Here is a 14,014-nt window from a genome sequence, read left to right on the forward strand (position 1 = left end):
AAGACCCCCTCTCCGCCAGATACCGGAAAAAGCCACCTGCGGGTGGCTTTTTTCTTGGGCGCGGATCAGGGCGCGGTGTCCGCTCTCGCAAGAACCCGACACCGGTCGCGGTCGCGTCGGGGACCTTACTCAGCGTTGCCCGGCCATGGCGCGTCTGGCCCGCTACACTGTGCGCCTGATCCAAATGGTGACTTTCATGTCTGAAATCCTAGTGCCGGTGTCCTTCGGCGAGCTGCTGGACAAGATCTCGATCCTGCAGATCAAGTCCGAGCGGATGAGCGATGCGGCCAAGCTGGCCAATGTGCGCAAGGAGCTGGCGGCGCTGGACGCCACCTGGAGGGCGCACCCGGCCGCGGCCCAGGACATCGCCGCGTTGCGTGCGGACCTGAAGGCGGTCAACGAGCGGCTGTGGGATATCGAAGATGACATCCGCCTGAAGGAAAAGGCGCAGCTGTTCGATGACGGCTTTGTGCAGCTGGCGCGCAGCGTCTATTTCCAGAACGACGAACGGGCGCGGATCAAGAAGGCGATCAACCTGGCGCTGGGTTCCAGTTACGTGGAAGAGAAGTCCTACCAGGACTACCGCGCCAGCTGAGAGGTGCGGTTGCTGGAGGCGAAAGGCCGCCCGTCAAGGCGGCCTTTTTCATCATCGCGGCCGGTTCACTGTGGATGGTCGCTGCGGTAGCGCTCGAAGGCGGCAACGGCGTCGTCCACGCTGATCAGCGACATCACCTCGTCGAACTCGATCTTGGTACCCCATTTCAGCGCGCTGGCCGGCTTGTGCAGGTAGCGGCGGGCGGCGTCGTCATAACGGTCCACGCAATAGCGCCGATCCGAATACGGACCGCTGCGCGCCGGGTTGCTGGCCGCATGCAGGCCCAGCACCTTGGTGCCCACGGCGTTGGCGATATGCATCGGGCCCGAGTCCGGCGTGACCAGCAGATGGGCGCGGGCCAGCAGCGCCGGCAGCTGCTTGAGCGTGTCCTTGCCGACCAGATCCAGTGCCGGGTGCTTCATCGCGGCAAGGATGGCATCGCTGGTGCTGCGCTCCAGTTCGCTGCGACCGCCGCACAACACCACGCGCCAACCCAGCGTTGCGGCGTGATCGGCCAGCGCCGCGTAGCGCTCGGCATACCAGTTGCGGCGCTGATGGCTGGAGCAGGGCGAGATCATCAGCACCGGACGACCATCCTCGTCCCACTGCGCGCGCGCCCACTCATAAGCTTCTGGTGGCGTGGCCAGGTCCCAGCTGACCTCGGTCTGCTTCAATCCCAGCGGTTCGCAGAAGCTGCCGATCGCATCCAGTACATGGATGCCGGGACGGTCGGCAATACGTTCATTGATGAAAAGACCGTGCAGATCCTTCGAGCGCGACCTGTCATAGCCGATGCGGCGCCGGGCCGGGATGAAGGCCGAGAGCAGGTTGGCGCGGAAGGCGACCTGCATCTGCAGCAGCGCATCGAATCGCGCCGCAGGCAACTGCTCGCGCAGTGCGCGCATTCCGGCCACGCCGGTCTTCTTGTCGTAGACATGGAAGGTCACGCCGGGCAGGCCTTCGAGCAGTTTGTGGCCGGCCTTGTCGATCACCCAGTGCAGCGTCGTGCCCGGTCGTGCCTGTTGCAGCGTGCGCACCAGGGGGACTACATGGGTCACATCTCCCAATGCCGAAAGGCGCAAGAGGCACAATGAGGGGGACGATGCAGGCATGGTGTTGTTAGACTCGCAAAGAATGGTCGCATTCGACGCCACTGAAGCGCTGACGCCCTGCCGCGATGGTCGCGGTTATGGCGCCATTCTGTTCGACCGCGAACGCCTGCGGCAAGCCGAGCCTGCTCTGTTTTCGCCTGCGCACTGGGGCGAGAAGGCCCGGCCGGTCGGCGAGGGGGGGCGCGGAGGTGCGTGGTTTGTCGACGCGCCGTTCGGGCACTGCGTGCTGCGCGGCTACCTGCGTGGCGGTGTCGCGGCCAGGTTCAGCCGCGATCTGTATCTGTGGCAGGGCGCACATCGCACCCGCAGCTTCGCCGAGTTCCGGCTGATGCGTGAGCTGATCGCGCACAAGCTTCCGGTGCCGCGGCCGCTGGCCGCGTTCTATATGCGCGACGGGCTGGGCTACCGCGCGGCGATCCTGATGGAACGGCTGGAGGGTGTGCGTTCGCTGGCCGATCGTGCGCTGGTGACCGGGCGTGGCGCGCCATGGGAGGAAACCGGCCGGCTGATCGCCCGCTTCCACCGCGCCGGTCTGGATCATGCCGATCTGAACGCCCACAACATCCTGTTCGATGCCAACGGCCACGGCTGGTTGATCGACTTCGATCGTGGCGTGCGGCGTATTCCCGCCACCCGCTGGCGCGAGCGCAACCTCAAGCGTCTGCTGCGCTCCCTGCTCAAACTGCGCGGTGAGCGCAGTTGCGAGGAGGTGGCGCATGACTTCGCGCGGCTGCGCCGTGCCTATGATCTGGCCTGGAACCGGGGCGTCTGAAATGAGCTGGGCATTACGTTTTCTGGGGGTCGGCAACGCCTCGGCGGTCGATCTGGGTTCGCCGATGGCGGTGATCGAGCGCGACGGCAAGCCGTGGTTGACCATCGACTGTGGCGGTGAGGGGCTCACGGCCTATCGCGCGCACTACGCGGCGATGCCCGATGCGCTGTTTGTCACCCATGTGCACCTGGATCACGTGGCCGGCTTCGAGCGCTTGTTCGTCGATGCGTATTTCAATCCGCGCCGGCGCGGCACGGTGCGCGTGTATGTGCCGGCCACGGTGCTGCCACTGCTGCACAGGCGCATCGGCGACTATCCGAATGTGCTGGCCGAGGGCGGTGCCAATTTCTGGGATGCCTTCCAGCTGATCGCCGTCGGTGAGGCGTTCTGGCATGACGGCGTGCGGCTGGAGGTGTTCCCCGTGCGCCATCACTGGCCGGAAACCGCCTACGGTCTGCGCCTGAAAGGGGCGCTGGTGTGGAGCGGGGATACCCGTCCGATTCCGGAGATGCTGCTGCGCTATGCGGCCGACGGCGAGCTGATCGCCCATGATTGCGGCCTGCATGGCAATCCCTCGCATACCGGGGTGGATGATCTCGAACGCGAATACGACGCGGCAACGCAGGCGCGGATGATCCTCTACCACTACGCCAGTGCGGCCGATGGCGATGCGCTGCGCGCACGCGGACATCGCGTGGCGATGCCGGGCGAATGTGTGGTCCTGGCTGGGCCGACCGCCGCCACTGCGGCGCCGGTCTGAACAGGCCGCGCGGCGATGTGGCCCAAAAAGGCGGTGGCCCCGCCGGCTGACCTCGGCGCCCGCGTCGATCGATACCGTTGCTGCCTTCCGGCCCTGGCGGGATTTTCGACCTAGCGTCGCGAGGGGCCGACGGGGCCACCATAGAGACGTTGGCCGCCTTGCGGCGGCCTGAGCTCTTTCTGGAAAACGGGGCGATGGATATCAGCCGGCGGGTATTCCAGAAGGGGCGCTGCGGATCACGAACCCTGCAGCGCGCGGCGATTGTAACGTATGCGGGGACACAACAGCCAGCCGCAGATGCATTGAATCGTCTGCAACCCGCACAAGGTGGGCTGCTGCGGCAGCCCCGTGATTGGCTGGAATGCCGCACGCAGGGAAGACGACCTGTTCCCAACTTCGGAATCTCCCCCGGACGGCCAGGCCCCTTCCCGCAGGTCGGATCGCTTGGATCTATGTGCTGATTGCCAGCTTGGCTGGAGAGTGTGTGGGCGCTGACGATGAGGCAGTTGCAGGGATTCACCCGGCGGGTTCCCGGCACTGTCACCCTGGTCGGCAGGATCGCCAGCTGCTGCTGGTGGCTGGCCTTGGCCATGTGCCGGGCTGGGTACCGCTTGCACGATCTGGACCGGCATCGGTGCGGTCGGTGCATTTGCGGTCGGCATCGTTTTGCTGGGCCAGCAGATCCATGCCGGGCGCATGGGCGCGGCGCTGCTGATTGTCGATGCTCTTGAGCTGATACAGCTATCAAGCCGCTGCGGCTCGACTGGGAGAGGGATATGAAAAAGGCCGCCCGGTGGGCGGCCTTTTTCTTGAACCTGGCGGAGAGAGGGGGATTCGAACCCCCGAAGCGCGGTTTAGACGCTTACACACTTTCCAGGCGTGCTCCTTCAACCACTCGGACACCTCTCCGGACCTGCCGCAACCGTAAAGGCGCTGCAGGGGCGCAAATTCTATAGGGTCGCGGCGGCGGCCACAAGTCGAATCTGCGCCGGGGCCATATGCCGGGGCTCACGGTAGACGGAACACGGCCACCATCTGTGCCAGCTCGTCGGCCTGCTCCTGCAGGGCATGGGCCGCGGCGGTGGCTTCCTCCACCATCGCCGCGTTCTGCTGGGTGGCATTGTCCATGTGGATGATGGTCTGGTTGACCTGCTCGATGCCGGCGCTCTGTTCCTGCGAGGCGGCCGAGATCTCGGCCATCAGCTCGTTGACCTGGCGCACCGCGGTGACCACCTCCTGCATGGTGCGGCCGGCGTCGTTGACCAGCACCGCGCCCTGGTCCACCCGCTGCGCCGAATCGCCGATCAATTGCTTGATCTGCCGTGCCGCTTCGGTCGAGCGCTGCGCCAGCGAGCGCACTTCGCTGGCGACCACAGCAAAACCGCGGCCCTGTTCGCCGGCGCGGGCGGCTTCCACCGCCGCGTTCAGCGCCAGGATATTGGTCTGGAAGGCGATGCCGTCGATCACGCCGATGATGCTCTCGATCTGCCGCGAGGCATGGGTGATGCCGTCCATCTGCTCGACTACCTGCGCGACCACCGTGCCGCCGCGTGCGGCGATGTCGGCCGCGCCGGTTGCCAGCTGGCGGGCCTGCTGCGAGGTGCCGGCGTTGTTTTTCACCGTGGACGTCAGCTCTTCCATCGAGGCGGCGGTTTCCTCCAGGTTGGCGGCCTGCTGTTCAGTGCGCGCGGCCAGGTCGTTGTTGCCGGCGTTGATGTCGCGGGCGGCGCTGCTGATGGCATCGACCGCGCCATGCACACGTTGCAGGATGCCGGTCAGGTGCTCGACGGTGGTGTTGGTGTCATCGCGCATCCGCCCGAACACGCCACGGTAGTCGGCCGTGATGCGCTGGGTCAGGTCGCTCTGCGCCAGGGCGCCGAGCACGCGCTGCACATCGCCGATGGTCGCGGCGTTGGTATCGAACATGCTGTTCACACCTTCGGCCAGGCGCCGGAAGAAGCCGCTCTTGTCGAGAGTGTCGATCCGCTGCGACAGGTCGCCCGCGGCGGCGGCATCGATGACGCCGGCCACTTCCGCTTCCACCGCCACTTCCTGGCTGCGGTCGCGCCATTCCACCACCACGCCCAGCCGCTGGCCCTCGGCCGAGATCACCGGAGCCACGGTCTGGGCGAACACCGCGGTGCCAAACCGCAGCTCGCTCTGCTGCGTGGATTGGACCTTGGCTGGATCGTTGCCGCCTGCCGGTTGCAGTTGCGCCAGCGTCTGGCCTTGGAGATGGTCCAGGTTCGCGTGCGGCAGGTGCTGCGCCAGTTCACCGCGATGCTGCTGCAGCAGCCGCTGCATCGCCGGGTTGGCGTAGGCGACCTGGCCGTGGGCGTCGGCGATCAGCATGGCTGTGCCGGCATTGTCCAAGGCGATGCGCACGCGCAGGTTCTCGGCGGCGATCGCGCGTTCGCTGTCCAAGCGGGCCTTCAGATCGGTCTGCATCTTGCGCAGGGCGCGCGAAACCTGGCCGACTTCATCCTCACCCCCAGCGCTGATCGGATAGTCCAGTTGCCCGGCCGCCACCGCGTCCACGCCCTGCACGATGCCACGCAGTGGCGTGCCCACCAGCGTGCGCAGCAACACCACCACGACCACCACCAGCAGCAGCACGCTGGCCACACCGACCAGGATCACCCGGTTGCGGATCTCCACCACGCCGGCCATGACCGCGTCGACCGGTGCGGACACCATCAGTGCGAAGGCATCGGGCGAACGGCCGGCGGTGACGGGGACATAGATGCGCAGCACCTCACCGCCCACGGTCGGGTCGAAGGTGCGCTGGCGGACGATCTGGCCCTTGGCTAGCTGCGCCAGCAGCGGCCCCATATCCGCGGCGAACGGCTTGCCCAGATTCTGCTGCTCCGGCGCAGCCAGCACCTGCCCGGTGGGCGAGAGCAGGCGTACCACGCCGCGCTGGTAGGGGCGGATCTTGGCCAATTCGGCCTGGATGGTGGACAGTGCGATATCCGCGCCGGCCACGCCGCGGAACTGGCCGTCGACCTTGACCGGCACCATCAGGCTGGTCATCAGCACCTGCTTGCCGGAGACCTCGTCGGCGTAGGGTTCGAACATCAGCTCCTCGCCGCGTTCGCGCACGGCCACGTAATATTTCTCCGCGTCCGGGCCATCGAGCTGGAGGTCGTTTGCCGGGCCGACCGCGTCCTGCAGGGAGGTCTGCCCGGAGGGCTCGCGTGTCCAGTACAGCGACAGCCGCCCCGAATCGGTGCTGATGCGCTGATCTTCGGAGAGACCGGCGACGAACGTCTTCAGCGTGTCGTCCGCCGGTTCGCCGTCCGGCCAGCTGCGTGTGAAGCGGGCATCGGCGCCATCGAAGCCATCGGGTTCGAATTCCAGCCAGTAGCCCAGCACCGCGGGGTCGGCGTCGGCATAGCGGCGCACCAGGGCGGAAACTTCGGCGCGCGAGCTGTTGCCGCGTTCCATGAGCGCCAACGTGGCGTCGGCCAACCCGCGCACCCGCGACAGCGGCTCGTTGACCGAGCCCCGCACCTTGGCGGCCTCCGCGCGGGCCAGCTGCTCCAGTTCATTGAGTGCGCTGGCTTCCTGAACGGCGGCCGCTTTCTGCTGGATCAGCCAGGCCGCCCCGGCGAAGCAGGTGGCAGCCACCAGGCCCAGTACCAGCGCGGTGCGCGCCACAATCGATGTCAATCCTGTCCTGCGTATCCGCATCGGGCCTCTCCCTTGTGGAATCGGGGGCCGGCCAGCAGGAATTCCCTCGTGGGTCGCTGTCCGGGGGTTACTACGGAGGTAGCGGCCGCGCGTACGCGAACCTGAGCCATGCGCGCACTGGCCCGGGACAGGCGCCGGATACGGCTGGCGGGGCCGGGCATGGCACAATGGGACCTCAGATGAAGACGGTTGCCTGATGTCCTATCTCGTCCTTGCCCGCAAGTGGCGTCCGAAGCGTTTTGCCGAGCTGGTGGGCCAGGAACACGTGGTCCGCGCGCTCAGCAATGCGCTGGACAGTGGTCGCGTCCACCACGCCTTCCTGTTCACCGGCACCCGCGGTGTCGGCAAGACCACGATCGCCCGCATCTTCGCCAAGTCGCTGAACTGCGAGCAGGGCACCAGCGCCGACCCATGCGGCCAGTGCCCGGCCTGCCTGGACATCGATTCGGGCCGCTACATCGACCTGCTGGAGATCGACGCCGCGTCCAACACCGGCGTGGATGACGTGCGCGAAGTGATCGAGAACGCGCAGTACATGCCCTCGCGCGGCAAGTACAAGGTCTACCTGATCGACGAAGTGCACATGCTGTCCAAGGCGGCATTCAACGCGCTGCTCAAGACGCTGGAGGAGCCGCCAGAGCATGTGAAATTCCTGCTGGCCACCACCGATCCGCAGAAGCTGCCGGTGACCGTGCTCAGCCGCTGCCTGCAGTTCAACCTCAAGCGCTTGGACCAGGAGCAGATCCGCGGGCAGATGATGCGGATCATGACCGCCGAGGGCATCGAATTCGACGACAGCGCCCTTGTGCAGCTGGCCCACGCCGCCGATGGCTCGCTGCGTGACGGGCTGTCGCTGCTGGACCAGGCCATCGCCTATGCCGGTGGCGCGCTGCGCGATGACGTGGTGCGCGCCATGCTCGGCACAGTCGATCGCACCCAGGTGGCGGCCATGCTCGATGCGCTGGCCGCAGGAGATGGTGCGCGCCTGTTGCAGGTGGTGGCCACGCTGGCAGAGTTCTCGCCGGACTGGAACGGCGTGCTCGATGCGCTGGCCGAGGGGCTGCACCGCATCCAGGTGCAGCAGCTGGTGCCCGGGACCGTGGTGCCTGGTGAAGGGATCGATTCGGGCGCCTTCGCACAGCGGCTGCGCCCGGAAGTGGTGCAGCTCTGGTACCAGATGGCACTGAGTGGCCGTCGCGACCTGCATCTGGCGCCGAGTCCGCGTGCCGGCTTTGAGATGGCGGTGCTGCGGATGCTGGCGTTCCGTCCGGCCGGCGTAGTGCCGGCCGTTCCCGAGAGCGTGATGCCGATGGCTCCGGGCGCGGCAGCCCCGGCCATGGCCACTGCGCCTCCCGTATTGCCGCCAGCGCCGCCGGTGGCAAGGCCTGTCGAACCGGCACCGGCGGTTGCGCCGCCCCCACCGGCGCCCCCTGTCGCGATGGCGACGACCGCGCCCGTGCCTGAACCCGTGCGGCCGTCGGCACCGGAGGTACCCGCCGGGAAACCCGTATCCACCGACGATCTGCCGCCTTGGGCGATAGAGGCCGCCGATGCCCGTGCGCGTGATGAAGCCATGGCCATGGAGATGGCGCAGGCCGAACCCGAACCGGTACGCCAGGCGCCGGTGGCTGCGCCCGCTGTGGTGCCGCCGGTCGCTGATGCCGTTGAGCGTGGCCCGGATGTCCCTGTGCGCGCGCTGGAAAATGCCGAGCAGTGGCTGGACCTGGTGGCGGACAGTGGTCTTTCGGGGCCGTCGCGTGAGCTGGCGGCCAACTGCGCCTTCGTGAGTTTCCAGCACGGCGTGTTGCGGTTGGGCCTGCTGCCGGGGTTTGAGTACCTGCAGACCGAGCGTGCGTTGACGGCCTTGGCCCAGGCCTTGGCGCAGGCGCTGGGCACCACACCGAAAATCGTGATTGAAACCGGCAACGTCCAGGCCGAGACGTTGCACGAACGCGCTGACCGTCAGCGCGGTGAGCGCCAGAATGCGGCTGAAGCCGTGTTCATGGCCGACCCCCAGGTGCGTCAGCTGCTCCAGCAGGGCGCCCGGGTCGTGGCCGATTCCATCCGTCCCATTGAAGAGTAAGCAACTATGCGCGGCAATATCGCCCAAATGATGCAGCAGGCCCAGAAAATGCAGGAAAACCTGCAGAAGGCCCAGGAAGAGATCGCCAAGCTGGAAGTCACCGGCAGTGCCGGCGGCGGCATGGTCAGCGTCACCCTGACCGGCGCCAAGGAGTGCCGCAAGGTACGCATCGATCCGTCGCTGCTGTCCGACCAGGAAATGGTGGAAGACCTGATCGCGGCCGCCTTCAACGATGCGTCCAACAAGATCGATGTCGAATCGCAGAGCCGCATGGGCTCGGCCACGGCCGGCATGAAACTGCCGCCGGGCATGAAACTGCCGTTCTGACCAGACGCGTGCCGGCGCTGCCCGGCACATGTGTCGCCCACGTCGCGAAGCCTCGAAGGCTTCGCGCGTTCGTTTTGAAGGGAGCCTGTCGCGATGAGCCTGCCGCTGCTGGAACAACTGATCGAAGCCTTCCGGGTGCTGCCCGGCGTCGGCCAGAAGACCGCGCAACGCATGGCCTATCACGTGCTGGAACGCGCCCGCGAGGGCGGTCAGCGGCTGTCGGAAGTGCTGGCCGAGGCGATCGAGAAGATCGGCCATTGCACGCAGTGCCGCGATTTCAGTGAGTCCGAGGTATGCCCGGTGTGCGCCAGCGCCAGTCGCGAGCGGCAGATGCTGTGCGTGATCGAATCACCTGCCGATAGGCTGGCGATCGAACATGCCACCAGTTACCGCGGCGTGTACTACGTGTTGCAGGGGCGCCTGTCGCCGCTGGACGGCATCGGTCCGCGTGAGCTGGGGCTGGACAAGCTCGAAGCGCGCTTGGCGCAGGGCGAGGTTGCCGAGCTGATCATCGCCACCAATTCGACCGTCGAAGGTGAGGCCACCGCGCACTATCTGGCGCAGCTGGCCCGCCGCCACAAGGTGCGGCCGAGCCGGCTGGCGCAGGGCCTGCCGTTGGGCGGCGAGTTGGAGTACGTGGATCGCGGCACGTTGTCGCACGCGTTTGGCAGCCGCAGCGAAATCGGCGAATAAGCGCGGGATGAGGCGCTAAGCTGTAGGCCGTTTCCTGCAGAGAGAAGTCGCATGACCGACACAATTTTCGGCAAGATCATCCGCCGCGAGATTCCCGCCACCATCGTCTATGAAGATGAGGATGTGCTGGGTTTCCAGGACATCGCGCCACAGGCGCCGGTGCATGTGCTTTTCATCCCGAAAAACGAGGTCATCCCGACCCTGGATGACCTGCAGCCATCGCAGGCGCATCTGATCGGCAAACTGGCCCTGGCCGCTGCCGCGTACGCACGGCAGCAGGGGGTTGCCGAGAACGGCTACCGCATCGTGATGAACTGCCGCGAGGATGCCGGGCAGACCGTGTTCCATATCCATCTGCATCTGCTGGCCGGTGCACCACTGGGGCGTTTCGGCGCTGGCTGAGCAGCAGGGCGCGGAGTGGTCCGGCGCGCGCTGCGCACGCATAGAACTCCCGCAGTTGCAGGTGCCCCCGGCCGTGCCGATCGCTGGGGTGCACGCACTACGGAAATGAAAACGCCGCCCATCGGGCGGCGTTTTTCGGTCACACGTGGCTGGATCACCACCAGCCGCCGCGCCAGCCCCAGCCCCAGCCAGGACCCCAACCCGGGCCCCACGGGCCGTACGGGTAGGCCGGTACCACTTCCACCTCGCGCTGCACCGGCCACAGATAGACCACGTCGGCGGCGATCTTGGGCAGCGGATAGTCGTACTCGCCGATCTTGGTGGTCTGGTAGCCATCGATGCGACCGATGAAGGTCACGTCGCGGCCCGGCTCGAACACCGCCGGATCATAGAAGCCCGCACGGCAGGCGATAAAACGGCCGTCGCTGGCGTCAGCCGAGGTGCTGCTCGGGCGGCCGCTGCCATTGAGCGGGCGGGCGATCATCTGGAAGCAGGTCTCGCCTTGTCCCGGCAGCGTTTCGATGATGCGACCGCCCCAGCGCACCGGCGTACCGGTCTGCTTCTGGGCCACCGAATCACGCGGCGAGACGGTGCTGAACTGCCCTTGCAGCGGCTTGGGAGCGGTCGCGCAGCCGGCCAGTACCAGGCTGGCGGCAAGGGTGAGGAAAATGCGGGTCTTCATGTTCGTGCTCCGGGTTTCGGGCGATGCCTGCGCAGGTCTGCCAATAGTGAAGCGAGGTCGGACTGGGCGCCAGCGTAACGCGCATCGCTGAAACGTTGGCTGAGTAATGGCAGGTCGCTGCCGGGATGTTTTTCCTCGACCCTTTGTGCCCAGGCGGTAGCGGATTCGTGGGGCTCACGGGCAAGGCCGAGCCGGGTATAGCGGGCGCCCAGGCGGTGCCAGGCACGCAGCAGCGGGTCGCGCTCGCGTTCGCCGCGGGCCAGCAGCCGGATCATCGCACCGACCGTCAGCAGCGCCAGCACCGCGAACAGCGCGATCAGTTGCGCCGGCTGCAGACGCTCGATGCCCAGTGGACGCAGCAGCTGCTGCTGCCGTCTGGCATCGAAGGACAGCACCATGTCATTCCAGCCACGGCGCATCCAGTCGCCGAGCTGGGCCAGCTGGTTCCATTGCCCGGCGACGTCGAAGCCGCCGGCATTGGCTCGGCCGAGACGGTCTTCGAGGGTGTCATAGATCCGTTCCGTGGCGACGGCGGCGGTGGGGTCCACGCGTACCCAGCCGCGCCCGGACAGCCACACTTCGCTCCAGGCATGCGCGTCCATCTTGCGCACGACCCAGTAGTCGCCAAAACGGTTGCGCACCCCGCCGGCATAGCCGGTGACCACCCGCGCGGGGATGCCGGCGCTGCGCATCAGCACCACGAAGGCCGAGCTGAAGTGCTCGCAGAAGCCGGCCTTCTGTTCGAACAGGAATTCATCGGCGCTGTGCCGGCCGGCCAGCGGCGTTTCCAGGGTGTAGGCGAACTCGCCGGTGATCCATTGCAAGGCGCGCTGCACGATGGCGGCCTCGTCGCCGCCGGCCTCGCTGCGCCATTGCCGTCCCAATGCCTGCGTGCGCGGGTTGAAGCCGGGTGGCAGCTGCAGCGCCTGCTGGCGCAACAGCGGCGGCAGGTCCGGCTGGAACTGGCGGTAGCTGGTGGACTGCAGGCGCCAGCGCGTGAGCGCGGTCAGCGGGCGTCGGCTGGTCAGGCTGTAATCGGCATCCAGTTGGGTATCCGCCGGCGCGGTGGTCGGCAGGTCCAGTGCAACCAGCTGGCGGCGTTCGGTAGGCTCGTATTCGATCTGGTAGTCCCAGCGGACATCGGCGGCCACAAGGCGGGGGGCGGCGGTGTGGCGCTGGCTGTCCAGCCGCGTCCAGGCGCGCCCGTCAAAACGGGTCAGCACCGGGCCGCGCCAGTAACGCTGACTCGCCGCCGGCACCGGACCGAAGAACTGCGCCCGCAAGGCCGGACTGTCATCGGCCATCAGGTCGATCCACTCGCCCGGCTGCATCGTGTCCGAAAGACCCGGGCGTCCGACCGCGCGTTCGGGAATACCCCATAGTGGCGTGGGCAGGCGCGGTACCAGCCAGAACGCGGCCAGCGCCAGCGGTAGGGCGACGACCATCAAGCGGCCTACCACGCGCAGTTGCTGGGTGATCGCCGCAGAGGCGCGCCCGGCTTCACCATCCGCGATACGCTGCAGGCTAAGCAGGGTGCTGATCACGGCAGCCAGTGCCAGCAGCAGGGTGCCCGGGCCCTGGTCCAGCAGAAATGCCGAAAATGGCGCGAACAGGGCGAAGCCCAGCAGGCTGCGGGCATCGCGCAGCGTGCGCAGTTCACTGGATTTGATCGCCAGCATCGCCGCCAGCAGGGCGCAGCCGCTGTCGCGGCCCGGGCGCGGACCCATCTGCCAGTAGATGGCCACCAGCATGACGGCGATAAGCAGCAGCCGCAGCGACATGGGAACCGTGTGGCGCCACGCTAGTGCCGCCACGGCGATGGCGGCGATCGCATAGCCGACGGCCAGCACTGCCGGCAGCTGCAGCAGCAGGGGCAGCAGGGCCAGGGCGGTGGTCAGCAGTGCCCAGCCCCGGGTGGGGGCGTCCAGTGGTGGGCTGGTCTTCATGCCGGCGGCATCAGGGCCAACGCCCTCAGGCACTGGTGGCGATGTGCATCACCGCTGCCCGGGCCGATCGGTGCGGCGTCGGGCAGCAGCAGACGATAGCGGCGGCCTTCGCGCTCGGCGTCGTCCACCCAGCGTGCCAGGCGGGCGATGCGCCACTCATACGGCAACGCGCCCAGGGTGGCCCAGTCCAGCACCAGTTCCGCACCGGCGGGGCGCTCGTACTCGCGTACCAGCAGGCCATCGCGGCGTGCGGAGTGTTTCCAGGCGATGGTGCGCATGGCGTCGCCCTGCCGGTACGGGCGCAGCTGTTGCAGTTCCTCGCCGAGCGGATGGATACGGGTGCGGGTGGCGCCGTCGCTGCTGTCGGGCAGCGGATGGGCGGGCGTTTCCGGCGCGGGGTAGACCAGCACGGGGCTTTCGGGCCACACCCAGCTCCAGGCCCGCAGCAACCCAAGCGGCTGGGTGGTGGAGAACCGGATGCGCTGCAGATCCAGCCAGCCGCGGCGGGAGGTCGCCAGCCACAGGTCCACTTCGCTGCGCTCATCACCCTCAAGGTCCGCGCGGGCGTGGGCCTGCTGGTGTTCGATCCGCAGGCCGCGGCGCGGGCGCCGATCCTGGCGGGCGATCACCAGCCGCAACCGCAGTGGTTGGCCGGCGGCGACCGGCTCGGCTGAGAGCGCTTCCAGTTGCAGCCCGGACAGCTGCAGGTGGGCCTGCAGCGCGCTGGCCAGTGCGGTGGTTGCCAGCAGCAGCGCAAGCAGCAGTGCGGGATTGTTGTTGTAGTTGAGCGCGCCCAGCAGCATCACCGTCAGCAGAACGGCCAGAAACAGGCCAAAACCCGTGGGCAGCACGTAGATCCGCTTCCGGTCGAGGGTGACCGGAAGGGTCTCGGGATGGCGTGGACGGGCCAGCAGCTGTAACACCTGCCAGTCGCCGCGCATGAGCTGGC

13 protein-coding genes, 1 tRNA gene and 1 other RNA gene are annotated in these 14,014 nt (G+C 67.3%); 8 read left to right on the forward strand and 7 right to left on the reverse strand.

The genetic code is table 11. The annotated features are described in order from the left end of the window. The first annotated feature begins 196 nt into the window (after positions 1-196). Entirely contained in the window at positions 197-595 is a 399-nt protein-coding gene (locus ARC78_RS10775; protein WP_054658772.1) for a DUF6165 family protein, read from the forward strand. 65 nt (positions 596-660) lie between these two features. Here the strand turns inward: ARC78_RS10775 and ARC78_RS10780 are convergent, their stop codons facing one another. Further along, positions 661-1,707 carry a glycosyltransferase family 9 protein gene (locus ARC78_RS10780; RefSeq protein WP_054658770.1) on the reverse strand — a complete coding sequence of 349 codons (1,047 nt, stop codon included), beginning with the start codon at positions 1,705-1,707 and terminating at the stop codon, positions 661-663. A gap of 22 nt (positions 1,708-1,729) precedes the next feature. Here ARC78_RS10780 and ARC78_RS10785 point away from each other — a divergent pair, with 22 nt between their 5' ends. Together ARC78_RS10785 and ARC78_RS10790 are read left to right on the forward strand one after the other, a co-directional pair. Then, a complete protein-coding gene (locus ARC78_RS10785) occupies positions 1,730-2,479 on the forward strand; it encodes a 3-deoxy-D-manno-octulosonic acid kinase (protein ID WP_054658768.1) in 750 nt (249 codons plus the stop codon). Between the two features lies 1 nt (position 2,480). Continuing rightward, complete coding sequence (locus ARC78_RS10790) at positions 2,481-3,239, forward strand: MBL fold metallo-hydrolase (RefSeq protein WP_057506284.1); 759 nt, start codon at positions 2,481-2,483, stop codon at positions 3,237-3,239. Between the two features lie 36 nt (positions 3,240-3,275). Here the strand turns inward: ARC78_RS10790 and ffs are convergent. After that, positions 3,276-3,372, reverse strand: an RNA gene (gene ffs, locus ARC78_RS16360) — signal recognition particle sRNA small type. A 497-nt stretch (positions 3,373-3,869) separates the two neighbouring features. Between ffs and ARC78_RS16950 the strand changes: the two genes are divergently transcribed. After that, a complete protein-coding gene (locus tag ARC78_RS16950) occupies positions 3,870-4,019 on the forward strand; it encodes a hypothetical protein (protein ID WP_241772729.1) in 150 nt (49 codons plus the stop codon). A 36-nt stretch (positions 4,020-4,055) separates the two neighbouring features. Here the strand turns inward: ARC78_RS16950 and ARC78_RS10795 are convergent. Then, positions 4,056-4,148 (reverse strand) — tRNA-Ser (locus ARC78_RS10795). Positions 4,149-4,247: 99 nt separating this feature from the next. Next, positions 4,248-6,911, reverse strand: coding sequence for a methyl-accepting chemotaxis protein (locus ARC78_RS10800; protein WP_158499983.1), 2,664 nt, complete (start codon positions 6,909-6,911; stop codon positions 4,248-4,250). A 217-nt stretch (positions 6,912-7,128) separates the two neighbouring features. Between ARC78_RS10800 and dnaX the strand changes: the two genes are divergently transcribed. From dnaX to ARC78_RS10820, 4 genes are all read left to right on the forward strand, one after another. Beyond that, entirely contained in the window at positions 7,129-9,015 is a 1,887-nt protein-coding gene (dnaX, locus tag ARC78_RS10805) for a DNA polymerase III subunit gamma/tau (RefSeq protein ID WP_057506286.1), read from the forward strand. A gap of 6 nt (positions 9,016-9,021) precedes the next feature. Then, positions 9,022-9,342 (forward strand): YbaB/EbfC family nucleoid-associated protein, encoded by a 321-nt coding sequence (locus tag ARC78_RS10810; RefSeq protein WP_054659998.1) that lies wholly within the window; start codon positions 9,022-9,024, stop codon positions 9,340-9,342. A 93-nt stretch (positions 9,343-9,435) separates the two neighbouring features. Next, a complete protein-coding gene (gene recR, locus ARC78_RS10815) occupies positions 9,436-10,035 on the forward strand; it encodes a recombination mediator RecR (protein ID WP_054660000.1) in 600 nt (199 codons plus the stop codon). Between the two features lie 51 nt (positions 10,036-10,086). Next, positions 10,087-10,437, forward strand: coding sequence for a histidine triad nucleotide-binding protein (locus ARC78_RS10820; protein WP_054660002.1), 351 nt, complete (start codon positions 10,087-10,089; stop codon positions 10,435-10,437). Between the two features lie 154 nt (positions 10,438-10,591). Here ARC78_RS10820 and ARC78_RS10825 read toward each other — a convergent pair whose 3' ends face one another. The 3 genes from ARC78_RS10825 to ARC78_RS10835 are packed head-to-tail and all read right to left on the reverse strand — an operon-like array spanning position 10,592 to position 14,006. Then, the gene (locus ARC78_RS10825) at positions 10,592-11,119 is read right to left on the reverse strand and encodes a Slp family lipoprotein (protein ID WP_057506287.1); all 528 of its coding nucleotides are present in this window, start codon (positions 11,117-11,119) and stop codon (positions 10,592-10,594) included. Further along, positions 11,116-13,065, reverse strand: coding sequence for a transglutaminase TgpA family protein (locus ARC78_RS10830; protein ID WP_057506288.1), 1,950 nt, complete (start codon positions 13,063-13,065; stop codon positions 11,116-11,118). Before ARC78_RS10830 ends, ARC78_RS10825 begins: the two co-directional genes overlap by 4 nt. After that, positions 13,062-14,006, reverse strand: coding sequence for a DUF58 domain-containing protein (locus ARC78_RS10835; RefSeq protein ID WP_057506289.1), 945 nt, complete (start codon positions 14,004-14,006; stop codon positions 13,062-13,064). The genes ARC78_RS10830 and ARC78_RS10835 overlap by 4 nt, the downstream gene beginning before the upstream one ends. Positions 14,007-14,014 lie beyond the last annotated feature (8 nt).

The organism is Stenotrophomonas pictorum JCM 9942 (genome assembly GCF_001431585.1).
Lineage (GTDB): Bacteria > Pseudomonadota > Gammaproteobacteria > Xanthomonadales > Xanthomonadaceae > Stenotrophomonas > Stenotrophomonas pictorum.